The organism is Rheinheimera sp., from assembly GCF_036782235.1.
Classification (GTDB): domain Bacteria; phylum Pseudomonadota; class Gammaproteobacteria; order Enterobacterales; family Alteromonadaceae; genus Pararheinheimera.
Window position 1 is genome coordinate 22,225 of the sequence record NZ_DAIPZL010000016.1, and the last position, 24,786, is coordinate 47,010.

At 50.6% G+C, this 24,786-nt stretch carries 19 protein-coding genes; 10 read left to right on the top strand and 9 right to left on the bottom strand.

What is annotated here, in order from left to right:
- The first annotated feature begins 15 nt into the window (after positions 1 to 15).
- On the top strand, positions 16 to 2,250 hold the full coding sequence (locus V7P87_RS14550) for a thiamine pyrophosphate-dependent enzyme (protein ID WP_333798070.1): 2,235 nt from the start codon (positions 16 to 18) through the stop codon (positions 2,248 to 2,250).
- Positions 2,247 to 3,272, top strand: coding sequence for a malonyl CoA-ACP transacylase (locus V7P87_RS14555; protein ID WP_333798071.1), 1,026 nt, complete (start codon positions 2,247 to 2,249; stop codon positions 3,270 to 3,272). The genes V7P87_RS14550 and V7P87_RS14555 overlap by 4 nt, the downstream gene beginning before the upstream one ends.
- On the opposite strand, the gene V7P87_RS14560 is transcribed toward V7P87_RS14555, so the two are convergent.
- A complete protein-coding gene (locus V7P87_RS14560; protein ID WP_333798072.1) occupies positions 3,269 to 4,798 on the bottom strand; it encodes a diguanylate cyclase in 1,530 nt (509 codons plus the stop codon). The two genes, V7P87_RS14555 and V7P87_RS14560, sit on opposite strands and share 4 nt — an antisense overlap.
- Before the next feature lie 289 nt (positions 4,799 to 5,087).
- On the opposite strand from V7P87_RS14560, the gene V7P87_RS14565 reads away from it, so the two are divergent.
- A complete protein-coding gene (locus V7P87_RS14565; RefSeq protein WP_333798073.1) occupies positions 5,088 to 6,821 on the top strand; it encodes a D-alanyl-D-alanine carboxypeptidase/D-alanyl-D-alanine-endopeptidase in 1,734 nt (577 codons plus the stop codon).
- 58 nt (positions 6,822 to 6,879) lie between these two features.
- Here the strand turns inward: V7P87_RS14565 and V7P87_RS14570 are convergent, their stop codons facing one another.
- Positions 6,880 to 7,842: a biotin-dependent carboxyltransferase family protein gene (locus V7P87_RS14570; protein WP_333798074.1), complete on the bottom strand. Its 963-nt coding sequence runs from the start codon at positions 7,840 to 7,842 to the stop codon at positions 6,880 to 6,882.
- Positions 7,830 to 8,540: a 5-oxoprolinase subunit PxpB gene (pxpB, locus tag V7P87_RS14575; protein ID WP_333798075.1), complete on the bottom strand. Its 711-nt coding sequence runs from the start codon at positions 8,538 to 8,540 to the stop codon at positions 7,830 to 7,832. Before pxpB ends, V7P87_RS14570 begins: the two co-directional genes overlap by 13 nt.
- Before the next feature lie 176 nt (positions 8,541 to 8,716).
- Here pxpB and V7P87_RS14580 point away from each other — a divergent pair, with 176 nt between their 5' ends.
- Both V7P87_RS14580 and V7P87_RS14585 read left to right on the top strand, forming a co-directional pair.
- Positions 8,717 to 9,748 carry an N-acetylmuramoyl-L-alanine amidase gene (locus V7P87_RS14580; RefSeq protein WP_333798076.1) on the top strand — a complete coding sequence of 344 codons (1,032 nt, stop codon included), beginning with the start codon at positions 8,717 to 8,719 and terminating at the stop codon, positions 9,746 to 9,748.
- A 14-nt stretch (positions 9,749 to 9,762) separates the two neighbouring features.
- Entirely contained in the window at positions 9,763 to 11,166 is a 1,404-nt protein-coding gene (locus V7P87_RS14585) for a Na+/H+ antiporter NhaC family protein (RefSeq protein WP_333798077.1), read from the top strand.
- 115 nt (positions 11,167 to 11,281) lie between these two features.
- Here the strand turns inward: V7P87_RS14585 and V7P87_RS14590 are convergent, their stop codons facing one another.
- The 3 genes from V7P87_RS14590 to ppsA all read right to left on the bottom strand — a co-directional run bounded on the left by V7P87_RS14590 (position 11,282) and on the right by ppsA (position 15,752).
- On the bottom strand, positions 11,282 to 12,262 hold the full coding sequence (locus tag V7P87_RS14590) for an ADP-ribosylglycohydrolase family protein (RefSeq protein WP_333798078.1): 981 nt from the start codon (positions 12,260 to 12,262) through the stop codon (positions 11,282 to 11,284).
- A 50-nt stretch (positions 12,263 to 12,312) separates the two neighbouring features.
- A complete protein-coding gene (rfbD, locus tag V7P87_RS14595; protein WP_333798079.1) occupies positions 12,313 to 13,227 on the bottom strand; it encodes a dTDP-4-dehydrorhamnose reductase in 915 nt (304 codons plus the stop codon).
- Positions 13,228 to 13,376: 149 nt separating this feature from the next.
- A complete protein-coding gene (gene ppsA, locus V7P87_RS14600; protein ID WP_333798080.1) occupies positions 13,377 to 15,752 on the bottom strand; it encodes a phosphoenolpyruvate synthase in 2,376 nt (791 codons plus the stop codon).
- A gap of 139 nt (positions 15,753 to 15,891) precedes the next feature.
- On the opposite strand from ppsA, the gene ppsR reads away from it, so the two are divergent.
- Both ppsR and V7P87_RS14610 read left to right on the top strand, forming a co-directional pair.
- Entirely contained in the window at positions 15,892 to 16,701 is an 810-nt protein-coding gene (ppsR, locus tag V7P87_RS14605; protein ID WP_333798081.1) for a posphoenolpyruvate synthetase regulatory kinase/phosphorylase PpsR, read from the top strand.
- Between the two features lie 98 nt (positions 16,702 to 16,799).
- Positions 16,800 to 17,747 carry an HAD family hydrolase gene (locus tag V7P87_RS14610; protein ID WP_333798082.1) on the top strand — a complete coding sequence of 316 codons (948 nt, stop codon included), beginning with the start codon at positions 16,800 to 16,802 and terminating at the stop codon, positions 17,745 to 17,747.
- A gap of 6 nt (positions 17,748 to 17,753) precedes the next feature.
- Here V7P87_RS14610 and V7P87_RS14615 read toward each other — a convergent pair whose 3' ends face one another.
- From V7P87_RS14615 to V7P87_RS14625, 3 genes are all read right to left on the bottom strand, one after another.
- Positions 17,754 to 18,812 carry a 2-dehydropantoate 2-reductase gene (locus tag V7P87_RS14615; protein WP_333798083.1) on the bottom strand — a complete coding sequence of 353 codons (1,059 nt, stop codon included), beginning with the start codon at positions 18,810 to 18,812 and terminating at the stop codon, positions 17,754 to 17,756.
- 11 nt (positions 18,813 to 18,823) lie between these two features.
- Complete coding sequence (locus V7P87_RS14620; protein ID WP_333798084.1) at positions 18,824 to 20,173, bottom strand: class II 3-deoxy-7-phosphoheptulonate synthase; 1,350 nt, start codon at positions 20,171 to 20,173, stop codon at positions 18,824 to 18,826.
- Between the two features lie 198 nt (positions 20,174 to 20,371).
- Entirely contained in the window at positions 20,372 to 20,830 is a 459-nt protein-coding gene (locus V7P87_RS14625) for a low molecular weight protein-tyrosine-phosphatase (RefSeq protein ID WP_333798085.1), read from the bottom strand.
- A 110-nt stretch (positions 20,831 to 20,940) separates the two neighbouring features.
- On the opposite strand from V7P87_RS14625, the gene V7P87_RS14630 reads away from it, so the two are divergent.
- The 3 genes from V7P87_RS14630 to V7P87_RS14640 are packed head-to-tail and all read left to right on the top strand — an operon-like array spanning position 20,941 to position 24,784.
- Positions 20,941 to 21,849, top strand: a complete 909-nt coding sequence (locus tag V7P87_RS14630; RefSeq protein WP_333798086.1) for an AAA family ATPase — start codon at positions 20,941 to 20,943, stop codon at positions 21,847 to 21,849.
- Positions 21,837 to 22,814 (top strand): DUF58 domain-containing protein, encoded by a 978-nt coding sequence (locus tag V7P87_RS14635; protein WP_333798087.1) that lies wholly within the window; start codon positions 21,837 to 21,839, stop codon positions 22,812 to 22,814. Before V7P87_RS14630 ends, V7P87_RS14635 begins: the two co-directional genes overlap by 13 nt.
- The gene (locus V7P87_RS14640) at positions 22,808 to 24,784 is read left to right on the top strand and encodes a transglutaminase family protein (protein WP_333798088.1); all 1,977 of its coding nucleotides are present in this window, start codon (positions 22,808 to 22,810) and stop codon (positions 24,782 to 24,784) included. The genes V7P87_RS14635 and V7P87_RS14640 overlap by 7 nt, the downstream gene beginning before the upstream one ends.
- The last annotated feature ends 2 nt before the right edge of the window (positions 24,785 to 24,786 follow it).

Sequence of the window (24,786 nt, forward strand, 5' to 3'; positions counted from 1 at the left end):
ATGGCAGGATCTTACATGGCCCCCTACGAACAACATGCATGGACCACGGCTTATCTGGAGAAAATTCAGCACCATAAGCTGCCGACCCCCAAATCAGACGCTTTGCTTCTAAGCGATTATGAAATTTGCCGTTATTTTGATTCGATGCTGTCAAGCCGGCTGCTGGATTTACGCTCACGCTTATTGCAGGCCAAGGGGCAGAGTTTTTACACCATAGGTTCCAGTGGCCATGAAGCCAATGCGGTGGTGGCTTCGGCTTTGCAGGTGACAGATCCGGCCTTTTTGCATTACCGCAGTGGTGCCTTTTTTATTGAACGCAGCAAACAATTGCCAGGCTCTACCCCCATTTACGATTTGTTATTGTCTTTTACCGCCTCCAGTGAAGACCCCATCTCAGGTGGCCGGCATAAGGTGCTTGGCAGCCTGGCTTTGTCTATTCCGCCCCAAACCAGCACCATCGCCTCGCATTTACCCAAGGCTGTGGGGACTGCTTTTGCCATCGATTTAAGTAAAAGATTAAAGCTCCAGGGCCAGTGGCCGGAAAATGCCATTGCCTTTTGTAGCTTTGGTGATGCATCCGCCAACCACTCCACAGCCCAGGGCGCCATCAACGCCGCCTGCTGGGCCGATTATCAGCATGTGCCTGTGCCAGTGCTGTTTTTATGTGAAGACAATGGCCTGGGGATTTCCACACCAACCCCCTGTGGCTGGATAGCGCACAGTTTAAGCCCACATATGCAAACTTTTACTGCCGACTCACGCGATTTAGCCGATGTAGCACAAGCCGCCAAAGCAGCGGTGGATTTTGTACGCAAAAACCGCAGGCCGGCGCTTTTGCATTTAAAAACCTATCGGTTATTTGGCCATGCCGGCGCCGACGCTGAAGTGGCCTACCGGAAAAAACAACAAATAGAAACTGAGCTGGACGAAGATCCGCTGTTATACGCCACTGCTCTGCTATTAAAACGTGGTATTTACCAGCAAAACGAATTGCTGGAACTGGTATTAAAACTGGATCAACAAACCGCCCGGGTGGCCTCTGTTGCCAGCAATAAACCAAAACTCACCACAGCTGAAGCTGTGATGCAAAGTATTGTGCCTAAAGCTTCTGCAACAACAGCCGCCACAGCCATAGCCCCGGCACTGAGCGTCCCTGCCAATACGCTGGATTTTGATAAACATAACCTGGGTAAACCTCAGCATCTGGCGAAAATTATCAACTGGACTTTGCATCAGGCCATGGCGCGTTACCCCAATGCCATAGTGCTGGGGGAAGACGTTGGCAAAAAAGGCGGTGTCTATAACGTCACTTCACAGCTGGTGCAGCAATTTGGCAGCAACAGAGTGATCAACACCCTGCTGGATGAACAAAGCATTCTGGGGCTTGGTATTGGCCTGGCGCAGCAGGGGTTTTTACCTGTGCCGGAAATTCAGTTTTTGGCTTATGTGCATAACGCCGAAGATCAAATCCGTGGTGAAGCCGCGACTTTACCGTTTTTCTCCAACGGCCAATATCAAAACCCTATGGTGGTGCGTATTGCCGGTCTGGCTTATCAGCGCGGTTTTGGCGGCCATTTTCATAACGACAATTCTTTTGCGGTGTTTCGGGATATTCCGGGTTTATTGCTGTTTTGCCCGTCGAACGGTCGCGACGCCAGTTTATTGCTGCGTCAGGCGTTAGCGCTTGCCCACAGTGAAAAACGGCTGGTGATTTTTTTAGAGCCCATCGCACTTTATATGACCCGTGATTTGCATCAGCCGGGCGATAACCTTTGGGCCTGTGAATTGCCTGCTTTGGATGAACCTTTGCCAGAGCCTGGCACGCCGGCGGTGCGTCCGCATGCACTGGAAAAAACCACAGATCTGGTGATCATCAGTTACGCCAACGGCTTTTATTTAAGCTGTCAGGCACAGCAGCAGCTGGCTGCGCAGGGCATTGCGGCCACAGTGCTGGATTTACGTTATCTGGTGCCTTTGCATATCGACAAAATTGCCAAAGCCATTGGCCAAACCCAAAAAGTGCTGATTGTCGATGAATGCCGCCGCCGGGGTTCGCTCAGTGAAGAGCTGTTTACCGCTTTGCATGAACATAAACCCAACTGGTATCAGCTGTCGCGTTTATGCGCCCAGGACAGTTTTATTCCACTTGGCAGCGCTGCTTACACCGTGCTGCCCTCTGTAAGCCAAATTATTGAACAATCGATGCTGTTGCTCGGTAAATCTCAGCACAAACTGGAGCAGGTTGGATGAAACAAACCGCAGTGGTGGTCTGCCCGGGCCGGGGCACCTATCAAAAAACAGAATTAGGCTCACTGGCCGCTTTTTACGGCTCAAAAGCGCTCAAAGCTATTGATCAAACACGGCATCAACTGGGGCTTGCCACTGTAACCGAGCTTGACAGTGCCCCTTTGTATTTAACCGCCAGTCACCAAAAACCAGAGAATAATGCCGCTTTGATTTATGCCGCAGGTGTGGCGCAATTTCAACGCCTGCAACAGGATTTGGCAGCACAATACGACATAGTGGCAGTCACCGGCAATTCGATGGGCTGGTACACAGCGCTGTCCTGTGCCGGGGTCTGGGATAGCGCTTTTGGCACTGAAGTGGTGTCGGCTATGGCGCAACTGACGGCAAAAGCGGAAGGACAGCAATTTATTTATCCGCTGTTGGACGAGCAGTGGCGGCTGGATCCGCAAAAAGAGGCTGCAGTAAAACAGCAGCTGGCGCTGCACCAGGGCCAGCTCTGGATGTCAATTGAATACGGCGGTTATGCCGTGATGGCCGGCAGCAAAGCAGCTGTGAGCGCCGCTATGGCCACACTGCCGCCCGTGGATGGACGTTTTCCGCTGTTATTACACGGCCATGCTGCTTTTCACAGCCCTTTGATGCAGCAGGCATCTGAAGCGGCCCTGGCGTGTTTTAGCACAGAACAATTTATGCGGCCACAGACAGCGCTGATTGACGGCAGTGGCACCATCTGGCATCCGGGCGCTGTGGATAGCACTGCGCTGTGGCGTTATACCTTTCAAACCCAGGTCGCGGATTGTTACCACTTTAGCCGTGCTTTGCAGGTGGCGGTCAAAGAGTTTGCGCCTGATAAACTGATTTTGTTAGGGCCAGGACAAAACCTCGGTGGTGCCGTGGCGCAAAGCCTGATTGGGATTGGTTATGCCGGCCTTCACAGCAAACAGGATTTTGTAGCCTTACAACAAAGCGACAACCCGCTGCTTTTAGAAGCACAGGCACTTTTGACCGAGCCTGAAGTTGCTTAAAGCAGGCTGTGATCGCCATTTTTTTTAACAGTGTGATCATCATTTTTTTGCGCTGACTGTGCCGGGAGCAACACCAGTTGATCCCGGCCTTGTTGTTTTGCCTGAGCTAATGCCTGCGTCACTTTGTCCAGCAGGGTTTTAACATCCAGTTCCTGCGTTGGCACATCACAATAAGCGCCGATACTGACAGTACAGTTGTCGCAATGTTCACCGTCATTTATTTCACTGCTGGCAATCACGCCAACAAAAGCCCGCAGCAGTTTTTCCATGACCGCAGGCGCGGTGCCAACACTTATCAACACAAAGGCTTCGCCGCCATACCGCACCAAGACATCCTGTGGTCTTTGGAAAAAGCTGCGGCACAAACGGCTAAACTCGCGCAAACAGGCATCGCCATAACCTTGACCGTATTCGTCATTGAGCTTTTTAAAGTGATCCAGATCCATCATTGCCAGCGTCAGCACCAGTTGTTGCCGCTGACATAAAGACAAGGCTTCAGGTAGTTTTTGTTCAAAAAATTGCCGGTTATAAAGTCCGGTTAAGGGGTCCTGTTGACTAAGCCGTGTAAGCTCATTGCTTGCAAAAAGCAGCGCACTGTTCAGCCGGCGCAGTTTCACCCAAGCCCACAACCACAACAGCCCAAAAGCAGTGACTATCAGGATCCCCTGCCATACCAGTTGTGGATCAACACCCTGCTCATAATGGACCTGCAGCCAGCGCTGGTGAATTTGCTGCTGTTGTGGCACCGACAGCCGCATCAACATTTTCTGCAAAATACGGCCAAGCTGTGGTTCGTCGGAACGGCTGGCAAAGGACAAGCTGAGATCGCCAGGCAGACGGCCTGCAATTTTCAGATCCAGCATGTTGTTTTGTTGCATCGGGTAACTGACGCTTGCCATATTGGCGATATAACCATACAAAATGCCCTGGCGCACCGCCCGCAAGGCTTGCTCATCACTTTGGTACTGCAACAGCTGTAATGCCGGGTTCAGGTGTTGATAAAGTTCAGCCACGCCATCCCCATGGCGCACACCCAGCGGCAGTTGCGGTAATGTTGCTACATCATTCAGATAAGCTTTGTCCAACGTGGTCACCAGCACTGTTGGAATGTTCAGATAAGCAGAGGTAAAATTTAAATCTGTGCTGAGTTCGGGGCTTTTAATCAACAACGGCATAAAGTCGCAGCCCTTACTTTTGGCATAACTGATGGATTCGGTTCTATTTTGCGTAGGTACCAGCTTTAAAGGCACTGGCAGCATCTTTTGAAATAACTGCAGATAACCAGCGCTGATGCCAATATGTCTGCCTTGTGCATCTATTGCTTCAAACGGTAGCCCGTCGGGGTCAATACAATATCGCAGCGTTTTTTTTTGTGTTAAATAACGAAGTTCTGCTTTGCTAAAAGCTGCTGAACTTTGGTCTGTAGTTTCTGTTTGTTGTGCCTGTGCCCCAACAGCAGCACCAAAAACACCAAGCAATACCAGAGCAAGCCAGAGTCTGGGTGTAACTCTTTGTCTAACGCCCACTTTATTTTCCTGTCTGCGCAAATTGTCCATATCAGCTGCATTTATCAGAAACCCGGTAACTACCATAATAGCAAGCGCTCGCCGGGCAAGCTGACAGCTGTACCATGTATCAGTCAATCTGTGCTGCCGTTTTGCGGTGCCGAAGTTGACACTGTATTACCGCTGGCAAATCTCAGGCTGGCAGGCGGCAGCCAAAAAGCCCGTTGTTGTAGTGTTCAGCCCTTGCCAAAACTGGCAAGATAAAACCGCAAAAGCAACAACACCAAAACACTTATGTGCCGGAGTTATTTTGAAATTATTGCGCCATCGTTTTTATCTGCCGCTAAACCTGTTGCTGCTGACGTTAGCTGCATGCAGCTCTGCCCCAATCAACCAACAAGGTCTTCACCATCAGCTGCAGCAAAACGGCTTGCAACCACAAGAAGTTGCATTGGTGATGGAGCCGCTGTTTGAAGGTGCAGCGCCATTTTTTTATCGTGCCGATGCGGCCATGGCGCCAGCTTCGACCATGAAACTGCTCACCAGCACTGTTGCCTTGGCCAGGCTGGGTAGCGATTGGCGCGGCACTACCCGTTTGCTGCTGGCTAAAGCTGATTATGATGCTTTGCAACAACACCAAAAACAGAGCGGTTTTCGTTTAACAAATCCCTTGTATCTGCAGGCCGGCGCCGATGCCGATTTAAATTACGCTGAACTGGGCGATTTATTCAGTCAGTTGCGTGCTCAAGGCGTCAGCGAACTCAGCAGCATAGTGCTGGATCGCAGCAGTTTTTCACCTGTACGTTCTGATCTGGGGTCGCCGGATTTTGATAATGCGCCTAAAGCTCGTTATAACCACAGGCCGGATGCCCTGTATCTCGGGCAAAGTCAGCAGATACTTAAACTAAGCTCAGACCAGCAAAGGGTGCAGGCCACGCTGCTGCCCTATTGGCCTTTGCTGCAGCTGGATTTATCCGGGGTGACGCTTAACAACAGACCTTGTGAACAAGCCGATTTAACCTCGTTACAGGCACAGCTGCTAATGGTTTCATCAAAGTTACAGCTTCAACTTCGCGGCAGCTTTGCGAAAAATTGTGTGCAACAACAAAGTTTTGAGCTGATAGACCGCGATCAGGCGCTGTTTTTAACTCTGCTGCAGCAATGGCAACAACTTGGTGGCACTATCAACAATCACCTCAGCGCCGGCCATAATGCCGGAGCTATCGGTCACGCAGCTGATAGCAAACCAGGCTCTAAGCCCAGAGGTAAAGGAGCAGCAAAAAACCAGCATAAACACCATTGTTGTCAGGCGATGCATCAAAAGATGGCTTTATCTTCGGCTGATCACCCCACCCCTTTATTGACTGAATATTCGCAAACGGCCTGGTTACAACAAGGTACAGTACCTACTGATGCAGTGCCTGTTGCCATGCATTTCAGCCGGCCTTTGGGGGAGCTGGTCAGAAGGGTTAATAAATCCTCCGACAATGCACTGACCCGCTTATTGTATTTATCGCTGGGCGCGGCCCAGGCGGAAATCAGCACGGACAATCGAAACGGTAGCGGTACAAACAATAAGGACAATAAGGACAATAAGGACAATATGGACAGCCTGACAGCAGATCTGGCCGCAGCGCAAATCAAAAGCTGGTTACAGCAGCAGCAGATCACATCTGAACAACTGGTGCTGGAAAACGGTTCTGGTTTATCCCGGCAGGAACGTCTGAGCGCATCCTTATTGGCCGCATTATTGCGCCATCACACAACGGCTTATTACGGGCCTGAGTTTATTGCCAGCTTGCCACTGGCAGGCACAGATGGCACCTTAAAAAACCGCTTCCGAACCGGGGCTGCTTATCAAAAAGCGCGGTTGAAAACCGGCACTCTGAAAAATGTCACAGCCCTTGCCGGTTATGTGTATGACGCCAAGAACAGACCCTGGATTTTTGTGGCCATGGTTAATAGCCCCAAAGCAGCCACAACCGGCAGAGTTTTATTGGACCAATGGGTGCAACAGCTGGCGCAATATCCGGCCAGGCCTTGAGAGCGCAACTGCCATCAGACTTTTGTCAAACCTCAGCCAACCTTTGAGCGGCAGTTGCTCAGCCCTGATGTTGCCATTCTTTTTGCAGCTGTGCCAGCCATTCACGCTGGCGCGCCGCCTTGGCCTGCACATATGACAAATCACGTTGGACAAAACGAACCAGACTGCCGGGCCGGCACTGCGCCAGCGCATTCAGACTCAGCCTTGTAACTGTGCCTGGTTTGGCATAACCGCCTATGGTCTGATGATCGTTCAGCATCACAATGGGCAGGCCGTCGTTGCTGATTTGAATAGCGCCACAACAGACCCCTTCGGAGTATAGTGGCGCCTGTTGTTTGACCTTAATTTTACCACCACTGAGCCGGCAGCCCATCCGATCCGACTGCTTAGTGAGGCGAAAGAGTTGTTGATCAAGCCGCGCTATAGCCTCTTCGTTAAACCAGTCATATTGGGCTCCGGCCAGCCAGTCCAGAGCTGTCACTGCACTAAATTTTGGTTGTAACTGATAAGGCAAAGATCGCAGCGCTATGGACTCACAAGGATGGACTGCCAGCCAGTCACCATCGGCAAGCGCCTGACCATTTAATCCGCCAATGCCTTCACGCAATACAGTTGATACACTGCCGAGGGTTGTCGGCACCAAAAAACCACCGGCTACCGCCAGATAACAACGAAGGCCAGCTCTGGCGTAACCAATTTCAATCAAATCGCCGGATTGCACTGCAATAGTGCAATAGCGGGGCGCAGACCGGCCATTAATTAAAAATGGCATCTGGGCTCCTGTTAATGCGAGATAAGTATTGGCTTGGGCTCTTAAACTGACAGCTCCCACGCCGATTTCCAGCAATGGCGCGCCGGCCACATTACCCAGCAGCAGATTTGCCAGCATCGCCGATTGTTGATCACAGGCACCGCCCTCGGTTAAACCAAGAGCTGCCACACCAAAACGTCCGAGATCCTGTAACTGGCAAAGCGCATGGCTTTTCAGCAGGTAAAAACCACCTTGTTTTAGTCCGTCCACAATTGGCCCCCCAGCCGGATAAACTCCGCTCTTTCTATCGGCACAAACTGCACTTCGTCACCAACTGCCACTGGCATCAGCGGCGCGGCATTCAAATCAAACAGCGGCAAGGGACAGTTGCCAATAATATTCCAGCCGCCCGGCGAGCTGGCCGGATAGACCGCAGTTTGCCGGTCAGCAATACCCACAGAACCCTTTAAAACCGAAGGTCTTGGCGTAGCCAGCCTGGGGCTTTGCAGCTTGGGTGGCACAAAACCTAAATAGGCAAAACCCGGCGCAACTCCAATGGCATATACCAGATAGGCTTGGTTGTGATGCAGTTCAATAATTCGTTTTTGTGACAGACCATGAAATGTAGCCAGACGTGCCAGATCAGGGCCGCTGTCTTTGCCATAATACACCGGCAACTGCACTGTTTTACCGGCAAGCTCAGGCGCCGACTTGCGAAATAGCTGCTGGCAAAATGCGGTTAATTCAGCGCAAAGTGGCTGATATGCAAAATGTTCAGGTTCAAAAATCAGCAATAACGACAAATAAGCCGGCACAATGTCACGAAGATGATGACCAAAGTGCTGTTTTAACTGCTGCTGTAGTTGCACCAGCCGCGCCAGCGCTGCCGGTGAGGGTTCTGTCGCCAGATCCAAATAAAGCGCGTGTTCAGACGCCAGTCTGATGGACAACAACTGTTGATGGCTCATCGGTTCAGATCCCTGATCAGGTGAAAGCCTATATCGCCATAAAACGTAATAAATTACAACCAGATAGCCTGAAACCCTCATAGTAGCAGCCGCTGTTTTTATGTTATCTTTGCACTTTTGGCGCTGATTGGCAGTGTGTTGTACTGCGACTGACAACTTGTTTGCAGGTTAGGTGTATGTTCCGACAAAAATTGTCCTTAAGAGTTCGGGCGCTTTGGTATCTGCTGCTGTGTAGCCTTGGCACCTTACTGCAAGGCTGCGCTACTACTCTGTCGCCGGTACAGCTGGACATCAGCGAACACCCTTCGGAAAATCAGAATCAGCGGGTGCGTTTTGTGGTGCTGCATTACACCGCCGGCAACTGGCAACAATCGTTTGATATCCTGACCCAAAAGTCAGCCCGTCCGGTCAGCAGCCATTATTTGATCCCTGAATCTTTTGATAACACCTACCCAGAGCAGAAACTCAAGGTATATCAGCTGGTGCCTGAATCGGCCCGTGCATGGCATGCCGGTGAAAGTGCATTTGAAGACCGGCAGAATCTGAACGACCAATCCATCGGCATTGAGCTTGTGAACACAGGTCATTGTGACCACCCAATCAAAGCAACTGCCACCAGTAAAGCTCGCCCGGCTCTTTGCCTGACCCCGGATTTTGACCCGCAGCAAATGCAGCTGCTGGCGCTGCTGCTGAAAGATATTCTCAAACGTTACCCCGACATCAGCCCCAGCCGTGTTCTGGCACACAGTGATATTGCCCCGGCGAAAAAACAGGATCCGGGGCCACGTTTTCCCTGGCAGTGGCTTGCAAGCCAGGGCATTGGCGCCTGGTATGACAACCACACAGTGCGCCAGTATTATCAGCAGCCGGTGTTGACCGGCGGCATAACCCAGTTACAACAGGCGCTGAGGCTATACGGTTATGCTATTCAGGTTACAGGTCAGCATGATGATCAGAGCAGGCTGTATTTCAGTGCTTTTCAGCGACATTTTGTACCTGAGCAGATCTCGGGTGAGGCCGATGATAAAAGCATTGCAGTATTATCGGCCTTACTGGCAAAGTATCGGCCGGATGCTTTTTTGCAATTAATACAACAAACAGCGCCCGCAGCGGGCCTATGTCCGATGCATGGTACTGACAAGCCCGGCATGGCGCACTGTCACAACAAAGAACATCAACAAACAACAATAAATAACAACAAGAACTGACAACGAGGTGAATTTTGTCTGACTGGCTGACGCTGCTGCCCGCTCTGGTGGCTTTGATTGTGGTGCTGTGGAAAAAAGAAGTGATAGTGGCGCTGCTGCTGTCGTTGTTCTGCGCCGAACTGCTGTTATTAAGTCAACAGGGTGAGTCTGTTGTTACCGCCACTGCGCTCGGTGGCCTGAACACACTTGAAGCTCTCATTAAAGTGATGTCAGATCCGGGCAATGCCCGCTTATTGTTATTTGCGCTGCTGGTGGGAGCTTTAATGGCCTATATGCGCTACTCAGGTGGTGTCAATGCGCTGGTCAGCCGCCTGGTGGCACGGGGCATTGCCAAAAATGGCCGGCAAAGCAAACTGCTGGCATTTTTTACCGGTGTGGCCATTTTTATTGAATCTAATTTATCCGTGTTGACGGCCGGTATTTTATCTCGCGGTTTATTTGATAAGTTTAAAATCAGCAGAGCCGAGCTTGCTTATATTATCGACAGCACCAGCGCGCCTATCTGTATTCTGATTTTATTGAACGGCTGGGGTGCTTATGTGCTTGGTTTACTTGGAAGTTATCAGCTTCAGGAAAACCCGGTCAGCATCCTGATGCAAACCATTATGTTTAACTTCTATCCGTTGTTCACTCTGGCCCTGGTACTTTTTACCATTATCAGTGGTCGCCATTATGGCCCGATGAAAACCGCCTGGCAGCGGCAACAACAATTGCACAACGCGACTACAGATCTTGGCGAAGGGCCAGGAATCAATGAAGGAAAAGCCCGTTATATGCTGCTGCCTCTGCTGACGATGATCCTGTCGATGGTAGGTTTTATGTACTGGACGGGCCAGGGCGATTTAGCTGCAGGCTCAGGCTCTAAATCTGTGTTATATGCCACAGCGTTGGCTTGTTTAGTCGCTTATGCTTTGCTTCGGTTTGACAATAAATTCAGCCATCAGCAGCTGGTGGATATTGGTTACAAGGGCATGAGCGAACTTTTGGCATTAACCACAATATTATTGTTAGCCATAGCGCTTGGTGCCAGCTTAAAAACTCTGGGCACAGGCACCTTTATAGCAGGTTTAGTCGCAAGTTCAATGCCGCTGTTTTTAATTCCGGCCATGATGTTTTTGGCAGGCGCTTTGATTTCATTTACCACAGGCACCTCCTGGGGCACCTTTGCTATTCTGATCCCTATTGGCATGCCATTGGTGCTGGAGCTGAACTTACCCCCGGCGCTTGTGCTGGCTGCCATTTTAGGCGGTGGTGTATTTGGTGATCACTGCTCGCCAATTTCAGATACCACTGCGGTGAGTTCAGTGGCAGCCGGCTGCGACTTATTGGAGCATGTGCGTACGCAAATGCCTTATGCTGTGTTTTGTGCTGTGGCCAGCTTGATCGCTTATCTGCTGTGTGGCTGGTGGATGCTTTAACCAAATTAAGGCGCTCAGACGAGCTTAAACAACATCCGCATAGTCAGTTTTAATTAAAAAGTCCCGCCTGCTGGCGGGATTTTTTATTAAGGGTGCAAAAATTGACCAAAATGTGTTAGCTCAATAGCTCAGCAGGTGTTAACAGCACCAGATTGGCGGCAAGCTGCAGCGCATCGACCGGCCACATCACTTCCGGTCTTGGCTGATCAACACCTGTCACTCCTTCCTGTGGTTTGCAACTGGCAAGCACGCTGAGCCACTCAGGGTCCAGTTTGTCCACTCCCTGCACTGCACCCACTAAAGCAGCTGCTATGGCAGCGTGGCTGCCGGTGTCACCGCCCTGACGGATACTGTCCACTATGGCTTCGCCAACAGATTTGGCATAAAGCAGCTGCCAGATAGCATGGTGAAAAGCACAAAGGGCCGGGTTCGCCGGGTTTTCATAGTTGGCAGGCGGCATAAAAAGCGCCTGATCAATGGTTTGGCGAAGCACTGCTTCTACCTTGAGCTCCCGTGCCCACTGTTGCAGATCCTGATACAGCTCATCCACGCCGGCGCCAGTGTCGATGGCTTTGGCCAGCACCATGGCATACAGAGCACTGATTTGCTGGCACAACAGCGCAGGCTGAGTGATGGCGGTGTCTGCCATGGCCCAGGCGGCAATTTGCGGCAGTGAATAATGCACGCCCATGATGGCTACAGGCAACTGGCGGCCAAGCGCGGCCAGCCCTAAATCCTGCTCAGAGGGTTTTACCGTTAACGCCTGTTGCAATGATGCCGAAATAGCAAAAGGCTGGCTTTGCAGCCAATACTGATAGGCCGAAGCCGCATCGGCACTTTGGTAACAGCGGCAAAACGCCAGCATACGGCATAACAACAACACCAGCTCACCTTCTTCAGTGGGCTGGCCCGGCAAGGTATGCCAGGGACCTTCGCAAAAGCTTAACAAGCTGCCTGCGCCCAGAGCACGGCGCTCTTCAAGCGGCAAAAACTCGGCCTGAACCCCCAACGCGTCACCCGCCAGCAAAGCCACCAGTGCGCCCTGGGCACGAGTTATTTTTTGCTGTTGCTCATTGCTGACTGCGCTGTTGTCCATTGGTCACTCCGCTTGAAATTTATCCAAGGCTAGCTTACTTAAGATATTGATTATTTACCAGTTTCTGTATGTTTTTTTATCAGCTGTAAACAATCTGTCAGTTGCTGTTGCCAGGCGTTTAAACTGATGCCAAAAGTCTTTTGGATTTTTTGGTTGTCCAGTCTGGAGTTGGCCGGTCTTTTGGCCGCTCTGTTCAGACTCACACTATCAGTCGGCAGCACTTCGGGTTGCTGCTCAAGTAACCCTTCGTCCACCGCATAATAAAAAATGGTGTTGGCAAATTCATACCAGCTGCATTCACCAGCCGCTGTTAAGTGATAAATGCCGCTCACAGCGTGCGCTTGCTCCTGTGACATGGCAAAAATCTGGCTAAAAATACTGACCACAGCGTCTGCCACTGCAGTAGCGCTGGTGGGCGCGCCCACCTGATCATCCACCACCAAAAAAGGCTCCTGCCGGTTTGGTGCCAGCGACAGCATAGTGGTGAGGAAATTGCGGCCGCTGTGGTTATATAACCAGCTGGTGCGGAAAATTAAATGACGACAACCTGAGCTAATAATGGCATGTTCGCCAGCCACTTTACTGCGGCCATATTGTTGCAGCGCCCCCGTATCATCAGATTCGACATAAGGCTCGGTTTTTTGACCATCAAACACATAGTCGGTGGAAAAATGGCATAACCAGCTGTGCCGCTCTTTGGCAATCACAGCCAGAGTCGCCGGCAACTGGTGATTCAGTTGCTCGCATAAAACGGCATTGCGCTCTGCACCGTCAACGTCTGTCATAGCGGCAGCATTGACAATTAAATCCGCCGGATGCTGTAAAAACCATTGTTGCACCGAAGCAACATCGGTTAAATCCAGCTCCTGCCGGTTTGGCGTCAACACTGTGCCAAGCGCCGTTAAATCTTTTAACAGTGCCTGACCCAACTGGCCGCTGGCACCTAATAACACTATTGTCAGCATAAAAAATTCTTTATCAGAAAAGTTTCAACACAGGTCTCAGTCGCAGTTCAGGCTAAGACACAAAATATCAGTCGCATGGTCGGTTTCACTAAATCTGGCAGATAAAAAAAGCCAACCGGCTTGGGTTGGCTTTTTATCAGAGGTTACATTTAACCGCCGTATTTTTTCGCCAGATACAACCAGGTTTCCAGCACAGTATCAGGGTTCAGCGACACTGAATCAATGCCTTGCTCCATCAGCCAGGCGGCAAAGTCTTCATGATCGGATGGGCCCTGACCACAAATACCAACATATTTGCCTTTGGCTTTGGCGGTGGAAATGGCCATCGACAACAACTTTTTAATGGCCGGGTTACGTTCATCAAACAGGTGGGCAATAAGACCGGAGTCACGGTCCAGACCCAGGGTGAGCTGAGTTAAGTCGTTAGAACCAATAGAGAAACCGTCAAAATATTCCAGGAACTCATCGGCCAGCAGACAGTTACTTGGCAGCTCACACATCATAATGACTTTCAGGCCATTTTCGCCGCGTTTTAAGCCTTGTTCTGCCAGTAAGTCAATCACAGCTGCCGCTTCTTCTAAAGTCCGCACGAATGGGATCATAATTTCGACATTGGTAAAGCCCATGTCGTTACGCACCCGTTTTAACGCTTCACATTCAAGCGCAAAACAATCGCGGAAATCTTCAGAGATATAACGTGAGGCGCCACGGAAACCAATCATCGGGTTTTCTTCATGGGGTTCGTACTGCTGACCGCCGACTAAGTTGGCGTATTCGTTCGATTTAAAATCGGACATCCGCACTATGACACGCTCTGGTGAAAACGCCGCTGCCAAAGTGGAGATACCTTCGGTCAGTTTACCTACGTAATATTCAACAGGTGACGCGTAACCTGCCATCATCTCGTCAATGGTAGCTTTGACATCGGCTGGCTGAGCATCGTAATTGAGCAGCGCTTTAGGGTGAACACCAATACCCCGGTTGATAATAAATTCCAGCCGCGCCAGACCAATACCGGCATGTGGTAACTTGGCAAAGCTAAAAGCCCGCTCCGGGTTACCGACGTTCATCATAATTTTCATTTTTAGCGGTGGCATCTGGTCAACGCGGGAAGTGACCACATTAAATGGCAAAATACCGTCGTAAACAAAACCTGTGTCGCCTTCGGCACAAGACACTGTCACCTGCTGACCGGTTTTTACCAGGCTGGTGGCATCACCACAACCGACCACAGCCGGAATACCCAGCTCACGTGCAATAATAGCTGCGTGACAGGTACGGCCACCGCGGTTGGTCACAATGGCCGAAGCCCGTTTCATGATAGGTTCCCAGTCCGGGTCTGTCATATCGGTGATCAGCACATCACCTGGCTGGATTTGGTCCATATCAGCGATGCTGGCCAGCACCTTGGCGGTACCGGAGCCAATTTTATGGCCGATAGCACGGCCTTCAGTGAGCACCGAGGCGCTGCCTTCCAGCTGGTAACGTTCCATTGAGTTACTGTCTTCGCGCGAGCGCACAGTTTCAGGTCGGGCCTGTACTATATAGAGTTTGCCGTCGATGCCGTCTTTGGCCCATTCGATGTCCATCGGACGGCCATAATGTTTTTCAATGGTAATGGCCTGACGGGCTAATTCTTCCACTTCAGCATCGGTCAGTGAAAACTGACGGCTTTTGGCCTGTGGAATATCTTCAATTTTGACCTGCTTACCATGACCCTGGTCAGATGAATACACCATCTGCACTAACTTTGAGCCTAAAGTGCGACGCACCACGGCCGGGCGGCCCGCAGCTACTGTGGGTTTATGTACATAAAATTCGTCAGGGTTAACGGCGCCCTGCACCACCATTTCACCTAAACCATAAGATGAAGTCACAAAGACCACATCTTCAAAACCTGATTCGGTATCAATGGAGAACATGACGCCTGAAGAGGCGCAGTCTGAACGCACCATACGCTGTACACCGGCCGACAAGGCCACACCACGGTGGTCATACCCCTGATGCACACGGTAAGAAATAGCACGGTCATTAAACAAAGAGGCAAATACGTGTTTGATCGCTTCAATCACAGCGTCGTAACCACGAACGTTTAAGAAAGTTTCCTGTTGCCCTGCAAAAGAGGCATCCGGCATATCTTCGGCAGTGGCAGAAGAGCGGACTGCAAAAGAGGCATCATTACCCATACCTTCACAAAGTTTGGCGTAAGCTGCATGAATGGCTTGTTCGAATTCCGGCTGAAATGGGGTGTCAATCACCCACTGGCGGATCTGAGCACCGGCCTTGGCCAGCTCAGTCACATTGTCTACGTCCGTTTTATCCAATAACTGATAAATCCGCTCATTAACACCACTTTGCTCCAGAAACTGATTAAAAGCTTCTGCTGTGGTGGCGAACCCGCCTGGTACTTGTACTCCGGCGTTAGCCAGATTACTGATCATCTCACCCAATGAAGCATTTTTGCCGCCGACCCGTGGAACATCGTGCATGCCCAAGTCCTGATACCAAACAACGAATTCTTGCACAGTATGTCTCCAATTTTTGTTGCAGGTTAGGTAAGCTTACGAGGCTCGCTACATAAGCAAAAAGATTCTACACTGCCAGACGGCTTAAATAAAACCTTAATTTTTAATGTAATTTTATAACAACAATGGGGACTTCAGCGTGCGCACAGCCTTTTATATCTCAGATGGCACTGGTATTACCTCAGAAGTATTTGGCCACGCCTTACTCTCTCTTTTTCCAGCAGAATTTGACCATGTAACCATCCCTTTTGTTGAAACCGCCGACAAAGCCTTACAGACTAAACAACGCATTAACGATCGTTATAAAACTACCGGCGTGCGGCCATTAGTGTTTTTAACTTTTGTCGATGAAGGCCTGCGCGCCATTATCAACAGCTCCGAGGCGGTTTGTTATGACTTCCTCAATGCTTTTGTTGAGCCGATGCAAAAAGAGCTGGGCATTCAGGCCATGCCAAAAACTCACAGGACCCACAGTATTCACGAAAAAACCTATGATTTTCGGATTGATGCGGTGAACTATGCACTGGCCAATGATGATGGTTCTAACTTAAAAGATTATGCCAAAGCCGATATTATTCTGGTGGGTGTCAGCCGCTCCGGCAAAACCCCAACCAGCCTGTATTTAGCGCTGCAATACGGCATTAAAGCCGCCAACTATCCTTTTGTCGAAGAAGATATGGACCACCTGAGCTTGCCCAAAGTGCTGGCGCAGCATAAAGGCAAATTGTTTGGTTTAACCATCACACCGGAGCGGCTGTCACAAATCCGTGAGCAGCGCAGGCCCAACAGCCGTTATTCGTCGTTGCGTCAGTGCAAACTGGAGCTGGCGGAAGTGGAAAATTTGTATAAAAAAGAGCGAATTCCCTATTTAAATTCCACTACTTTGTCGATTGAAGAGATTTCGGCAAAAATCATGGCGGAGACCGGTCTGAAAAGGCAAAAATACTAATATGCTGTATGCAGCAGGTTCTGCTTGCTCTGCAAAGATTTGCGCTAAGGTTGATTGCGAACAGTTGCGCAAAATACCCGTTCGTTTCAGGTCAAGTAATGAAGTACAAGGATCGTCGCATGACAGCCCATCAGCCTTTACCATCCTGGCGTCCAGGCCCACGCCGTGACGCCATTCTGAACTTTCTGCATCAAGTGACGAACCCTGAGTCGGCCTGTTATGTGGCGCCGGAAGATAGAATCGCGACTTTTGATCACGACGGCACCTTATGGGTGGAAAAACCTCATGTCACCGAAATCACTTTTATCAAAGATCTGATGCAGCACGATGAAATCCGGCCTCAACCACTTTGTGGCACAGTACAGGGTTTTATCCGTCATAGCCTCGCGGTTTTTATGGAAAAAGTACTTAAAGACACCCGCTGGTTGTTACGGGAATGGATAGATGGGGTCAGCACCGATGACTATAAAAACTGGGTGCAATGCTGGCTTGGCAAAGCTTTACATCCGAGATTTCAACGCCCTTACCCCAGGCTTGTTTATCAGCCGATGCTGGAAGTTCTGGCGCTGTTTCGTCAGCATGGCTTTCGCAATTATCTGGTCTCAGGCGGCAGTTGTTATTTTATCCGCGCTTTTTCTGAAGAGGCTTATGGTATTGGGCCTGAGCAGGCGCTTGGCAGCCAGCTGATGACCAGGTTACGTGATAAAAACGGTCAGCTTGAGGTGGAGCTCAAACCTATTCCGTGGTTTTTAGATAACGGTAAAGGCAAAGTGCTTTGTATTGAAAGTCATATTGACCGTCATCCTATTGCCGCTTTTGGTAACAGCAGGGGTGACATTGCGATGTTACGTTGGGCAGGTCAGAGCAAAACCTCATTGTGTATGCTGATCCATCACACTGACGCCGAGCGCGAATATGCCTACTGCCCCGGGAAAAAAACGCTAAAAGCGGTCAGTGACTATGGCTGGCAACTGGTGGATATGAAAAACGACTGGCTGCAGATATTTCCGGCAGAAGCCAGCACAGAAAACAACAAAAACACTTAACGGAACTCAGCGCTGTAACAACTGCTGACGCAATTGAGCCGGGCTAAGCTCTAATGACTCGCCCTGCTCAAGGTGTTTCACCAGTTCGACAATAGCGGCGTTCACCGGCGTGGCAATGCCGGTTTCAATGCCAAGACGCACCACAGCACCGTTTAAATACATCACTTCAGTGCGCCGGCCAGCCTGAATGTCGTCCCACATCGAAGAGCGGGCCGCGTCGTCAATTAGCAACATTTGCCGTGCCAGTAGCCGGAACAGCCAGGTGGGTAAACGTAACAACCAGGGCAGCCAGTCATTGGGTAACAGCGTCATGGCCTGAGGTTTGACCTGCAGCGCTTTGGCCACCTGCAACCATTCCTGCATAGCTGCCGACAGCACCAGACGCAAGTCCTGCTGCAATAACTGCTGTTTCAGCGGTAACCCCGACAAAGCATTCAGCGCATTATTCAGGTTTAACAACAACTTACCATATTCAACCGCACGCATATCGGCACACAGCTGCACACCAGAGCCATAATTGCGGAAAATGGCCGCCAGATAATCCAGTTTATGCTGATTGCTTTGCGGCCACAGCAACTGACCAGAACTGGTTTGCTGGAAATGCCCAGGCCCGGTTTTCACCACATTAAAAGGCACCACGGCACGATACACCGGATTGTTCAGGCTGGCACTTAACATGGTATCCACGCCAATACCATTTTGCAGTGCAACCACTGGCACATCGGGGCGGATAAACTTTTTTAGCTGCGGAATAAGATGTGGCAGGCTGATAGCTTTCACTGTTAATAAAATAACATCACATTCAATCAGGCTGACCATAGAAGTATAAAAAGCCGGCGCTATGGCACTGGCATTGCCCCCAGGGAAACCCGCGGACAAACCATAAGCCGCCAGCTCCAGACCTAAGGCTTCACGGCCAAAAAACTGCACCGCAAGGCTTTTATCCTGCGCCAGAATGGCACCTAAAAAACAACCTATGCTACCTGCGCCAACAATACCTACAGTGCTGTGAATCGCAGCACTGTAGGTTTGAGATTGGATATCAAGGCCAGATGTTGGCGCCATAATCAGGGGACTTACTTGCGGACAGTCTGCAGAGTATCGGCGATTAAAAAGGCTAATTCCAGTACCTGATCGGCATTTAACCTTGGGTCACACTGGGTAAAATAACGCTGGCTTAAGTCGTTTTCCGACAAACCATAAGCGCCGCCGGTACATTCAGTGACATGTTCACCTGTCATCTCCAGGTGAATACCGCCGGCATGGCTGCCTTCGGCCTGATGTACCGCGAAGAAGTTTCGGATTTCGCGCAAAATAGCTTCAAAATCACGGGTTTTATAGTCATTGCTGGCTTTGACCGTATTGCCGTGCATTGGATCTGAACTCCAGACCACTTTGCGTCCTTCGCGTTGCACCCGACGCACTAAAGCCGGCAATTTATCAGCCAGTTTGTCCGCGCCCATCCGGGTGATGAGGGTCAGACGTCCCGGAATATTGTCTGGGTTCAGCTGGTCAATCAGGCGGATCAAATCCAGCTCATCCATACCTGGCCCTACTTTGACGCCTATCGGGTTATGAATACCGCGGAAAAACTCAATATGCGCGTGATCCAGCTGCCGGGTCCGCTCACCAATCCACACCATATGCGCCGAACAGTCATACCAGAGGCCGGTCAACGAATCACGGCGGGTTAAAGCTTCTTCGTAATTGAGCAGCAAAGCTTCATGCGAGGTATATAAAGTGGTTTCACGGATAGACGGCGAATTTTGCGCGCTGATGCCACAAATTTCCATAAAACGCAGCGCTTCCTGAATACGCTGCGCTATGTCCTGATACCGGCCTTTTAATGGGTTACTTTCGACAAAACCCATATTCCAGCGGCTGACCTGATGTAAATCGGCCAAACCACCCTGGGCAAAAGCACGCAACAAATTAAGGGTTGCAGCCGAATGATGGTAAGCCGTTAATAACCGGTTTGGATCGGGCCGGCGCGCCGCTTCGGTAAATTCAAAACTATTCACAATGTCGCCACGGTAACTTGGCAAGCTGATGCCGTTCACCGTTTCTAGGTCGCTTGAACGCGGTTTGGCATATTGTCCCGCCATCCGCGCCACTTTCACCACAGGGCAACCACCGGCAAAGGTCATCACCACGGCCATTTGCAATAACACTTTAAAGGTATCGCGGATTTTTGGCGCATTAAAGTTACTAAAGCTTTCCGCACAATCGCCGCCTTGCAGTAAAAAGGCATTGCCTTCGGCAACCTGCCCTAACTGACTAAAGAGATCCCGGGTTTCCTGCGCAAAAACCAAAGGCGGAAACGAATGCAGCTGCTGCTCCACACTGGCCAGCAGGGCCGGATCATCGTAATGGGGTTGTTGTTGGATGGGAAATGCTCGCCAACTTTGAGGCGTCCAGGTCGTCACTTTGCGTATCCTATTAAGGTTATGAAATGGGGAATTGATTCACTTTGGCTATTAATCCAAGGACAAAGTAAATTTATTACCGGCCAATTTCAATCGCTAATTTGTTATAACCTAGAATTTAGCCGTCTGTTGGCGAAAAATGCAGCACAAAAGCCAAGACAATGTGCATTCTGAGGTAAAAAAACAACAAAAGCGCCATTAGCGCCTTTGCTGTAATTCAAGCAATAAATGCTCGCAGGCTTGTTCTATCAGCTGACGCACCAACTCAAAACCACGGGTACCACCATAATAAGGATCCGGCACTTCGGGTTGGCTGGCGTAATCCGGGTGGTAACTCATCAACAAATTGAGTTTGTGCTGATGCTCCGCCGGACAACGGCGTTTTAATGCCGCGAGATTTTCCAGATCCATGGCTAAAATCAAATCGTAATAATCAAAGTCGTTCGTCTGTACCGGGCGGGAATAAATGCCTTTAAAACTGACATCGATGGCCGCTTTGATGCTGCGTGGATCTGGCGGAGCGCCTTTATGACTGGCGCTGGTGCCGGCCGATTCAACTTCACAGGCAAAGTTATTTTCCGCCGCCAACTGACGGAAAATGGCGTGGGCTGTTGGCGAGCGGCAAATATTACCCAGGCAAACAAAGAGTATTTTCATCACAAAAACATTCCGGAAATAGCGCTTGCGGCAGTATACGAACTTTGTAACTATTTGCCAAAGCGTCATTTTATCGCCATCAACGGCTTTTCCCGACCCAAGGACAAACAGTGCACACAGATATTCAACAAGTAGAATTGCAACTGAATCAGGTGATCCTCGGCAAAGCACCACAAATTCGGCTGGCGCTGACCTGCCTGTTGGCGCAGGGCCATTTATTGCTGGAAGATTTACCCGGTATGGGCAAAACCACATTGGCCCACGCACTGGCACAAAGTCTGGGTTTAAGTTATCGCCGGGTGCAGTTTACCAGCGACCTGTTGCCGGCCGATTTGACCGGTTTTAGTATTTTTGATGCCCGCTCGCAGCAATTTAACTTTCAGCCAGGCCCGGTGTTTAGCCAGGTGCTGCTGGCCGATGAGATTAACAGAGCCAGCCCCAAAACCCAAAGCGCCCTGCTTGAGGCCATGGAAGAGCAGCAAGTGTCGGTTGATGGTGAAACCAGGCCCTTACCGGCACCTTTTTTTGTGATAGCCACGCAAAACCCCTTGTTTCACAGTGGCACCAATGCGCTGCCCGAATCACAGCTTGACCGCTTTTTAATGCGCCTGACCTTAGGTTTTCCGGAGCGCGCCGCCGAATTGCAATTGCTACAACAGGACCAACAAAACCGCCAGCAGCAACAGTTGCCAGCGCTATTGAGCACAGAGCGGCTTCGGGCACTGCAGGCACTGGTGCCCCAAATTACCGCCACCGACGCTGTGCTGGGTTATATGCTGGATCTCATCCGGCAAAGCCGGCAGCGCTCAGACATGCTGCCGCTGTCACCGCGTGCGGCACGGGGTCTGGTGCGGGCCGCCAAAGCTTATGCCTTTTTACAGCAGCGCCAGTTTGTCACCACTGAAGACGTGCAAGCGGTGTTTGCCGCAGTCGCCGAACACAGACTACAACCTCGGCAACAGCAGCATCAGTCCAACCTCAGTGCGCTGTTAATTCAGGAAACCCCATGCAGCTGCTGAGACAAAAGCTGCAAAGCTGGGTGAAGCATAAAATATGGGCCTGGCTGGAGCGGCGCCAGCCGCCTGTCAGTCAGCTGATACTGCGCCAGAACATTTTGTATGTGCTGCCAAGCAAATATGGCATTTCGTTGTTTGCGCTGGCGGCAATTTTGTATTTATTAGGCAGTAACTATCAGAATAATCTGATTTTATTACTCAGTTTTTTGCTGATTGGACTGCTGCTGCTGGCCATTATCCTCGCTTTTAAGAATCTGCATGGTCTGGTACTACAAAGTGGCGAAACCACGGCCGCTTTTGCCGGTGACATGCTGAATGTGCGGCTACGCCTTGCCAATCAACAGGGGCGTCAGTTGCTGGAGTTCAGCTTAAACGGCGATCGACAGTTATTCTGGACTTTGCCCTCAGAGGTGATGTTGCAGGTAGACAGTTCCCGCCGTGGTTTTTACCGGCTGCCGCGTTTTAAAATTCAGAGTCTGTACCCTTTTGGTTTAATACGCTGCTGGTGTTATCCGGCGCTAAATCAAAGTTATTGGGTGTATCCCAATCCCTTGCAACAACAAATGCAGCAGCATCTGCCAACGGGTGATGGTGAGTTGCAATGGTCGCATTTAAGCCCTTATCAGATGGGCGATGCACTGCAACGTATTGACTGGAAAAGACTATCACGCCAGCCGTCTCAGCCGGTAGTGAAGGTGTTCAGCCAACAGGGCTCTGAGCTGCACCAGCTGGTGGTGCCCACCTTGTCAGGCGCTGCGCTTGAACAGTCACTATCGCAGATTTGTGCGCAAATTCTGCATTTGAGTCACCGGCATCTGCCTTATACCCTGGAAGTACAAGGCCGGCTGCTCACGAGAGAACAACTCACAACTGCACAAAACGCAAGCGGACAATCTGCGCCGCAGCCGGGCCTTAGCAGCGAAGAGCTGCACCGACAACGTTGTCTGGAGGCACTGAGTTTATGTTAGCAAATCAGGCATCCTACCCCGCAGTGCCAACCCCTGTGATCTGGCGATTGTGGCTGATCCAAAGTTTGTTATTGTTGTTACTGGCGCCGGCTTTTAATTTCTGGAGCCTGGCCATTTTTGCATTATTGCTGCTGGCCAAACTGCCACAGTTGTTGCTCAACAGACCGGCCTGGAGTTTAAAGTTATCCAATTTGCTTGCGCTGACGATAGTGTCCGCTTTGTTGTTATTTGCCCGGGATCTGGGGGTGTTGCATCTGATGATCCACCTGCTGCTGCTGGCGGCTATTTTACGACTGCTGGGTTTTCGTGAACACGATCATGCCGATGTGCAGCAGCTGTTGTGGGTGCAGTATTTTTTATTTGCCTGTTGTTTTATTTTGCACCAGGCACTTGGCATGGCGCTTCTGGTATTTATGCTGTTGTTATTACAACTGCAAAGTCATTACCTGGCTTTTGCCGCGCCCGGCAGTACATTTCCCTATAAATCTGCGATGAAAACCAGCCTGATCTTTGTGCCTTTGTGGTTAAGTCTGTTTTTGCTGTTTCCACGCATTGCCCCACTCTGGGCACTGCCCGGTGCCAAACAGGCGATGACGGGCCTTGGTGATGAACTGAACCCGGGTAGTATTGAACGTTTGGTCGAAAGCGACGAGCTGGCGTTTCGGGTTGAATTTCAAAGCCGCTTGCCACAGCCCGATGAACTGTATTGGCGCGCCCGCATTTACGATACTTTTGATGGCAGCAGCTGGCGGCGGCGTTATAACAACGATCTGGCTGACTTTAGTAAGATAAAACACAACAGCAACCTGAGCTTCAGCTACAAAATTATTGTTGAACCACATCAGCAGCGGCATTTGTATAGCCTGGGCGTGCCACTGAAGGTCAGTTATCCGCAGCGCATCGATACAGATGCGCTACTGAGTAGCCGCAGCGTGCTGAGCCAACGCGCCAGTTTTCAGCTGCAGTCTGTGCTTGCACCTGTGCCTGATTTCCCGGGTGCAAAAAACAGTGCCAATTTACAATTACCGCCTGGAAACCCAAAAAGCCGGGCGCTTGCCGCGCAACTTGCGGCTGAACATAAAACACCGGAACAATTGGTGCTGGCCATTGGCCGTTATCTACGTGAAGGCGGCTTTCGATACAGCCTGAACCCTCCAGCTTTGTCGGGCGATCAGATTGATATGTTTTTATGGCAAAGCAAAAGTGGTTTTTGTAGCCATTATGCCCAGACCACCACCTTTTTATTAAGGGCGGCTGGTGTACCGGCGCGTATTGTCGGCGGTTATCTGGGCGGCGAATGGCGGGATAACCAAAGTTATCTGGAAGTCACACAAAGGGCTGCCCACGCCTGGGTGGAATATCTGCATCAGGGCGCCTGGCATCAATTTGATCCAACACTGCAGGTGGCACCACAACGACTATTTGCCAGCCTGGAAGATTTGTTATCAGCTGCTGATTTATTAAGGTTGGAAGGCAATTGGCTGGGACGTGCCGGTTTTGCCAAACAACTGCTGCAACAACTGGAAGATCTGGATTATTACTGGTCGCGCTGGGTGCTTGGTTTTGATAATGAACAGCAACAGTCGTTATTAAGCAGCGTGAAAAACCGGCTATTAGAGCTGGCCGCGCTGGACTGGTGGCATTACAGCAAAATAGTGTTGTTGCTGCTGACCGCGGCCTTGTTAAGCAGGCTGTTATGGCTGCGTCTGACCACAGCTGCACCCGACATTTCGGTCTGGCTTGTGCGCGAACTGAGCCCCTGGCAAGCCAAGGCGCCCGCACAAACTGTGCTGCAATATCTGGCCACTTTGGGCAATGAGGGCCGCGAGCCAACTGCTCTGACGCAACAAACTGCAGTTGTGGCAACCCATTATCAGCAGCTGGTGTTTGCTGGTGACGGTTCAGCGGAAAAACAACTCAGAGCAGAAGTACGGCAACTGAAAAAGCTGCTAAAACAACAACGCCGCTGACG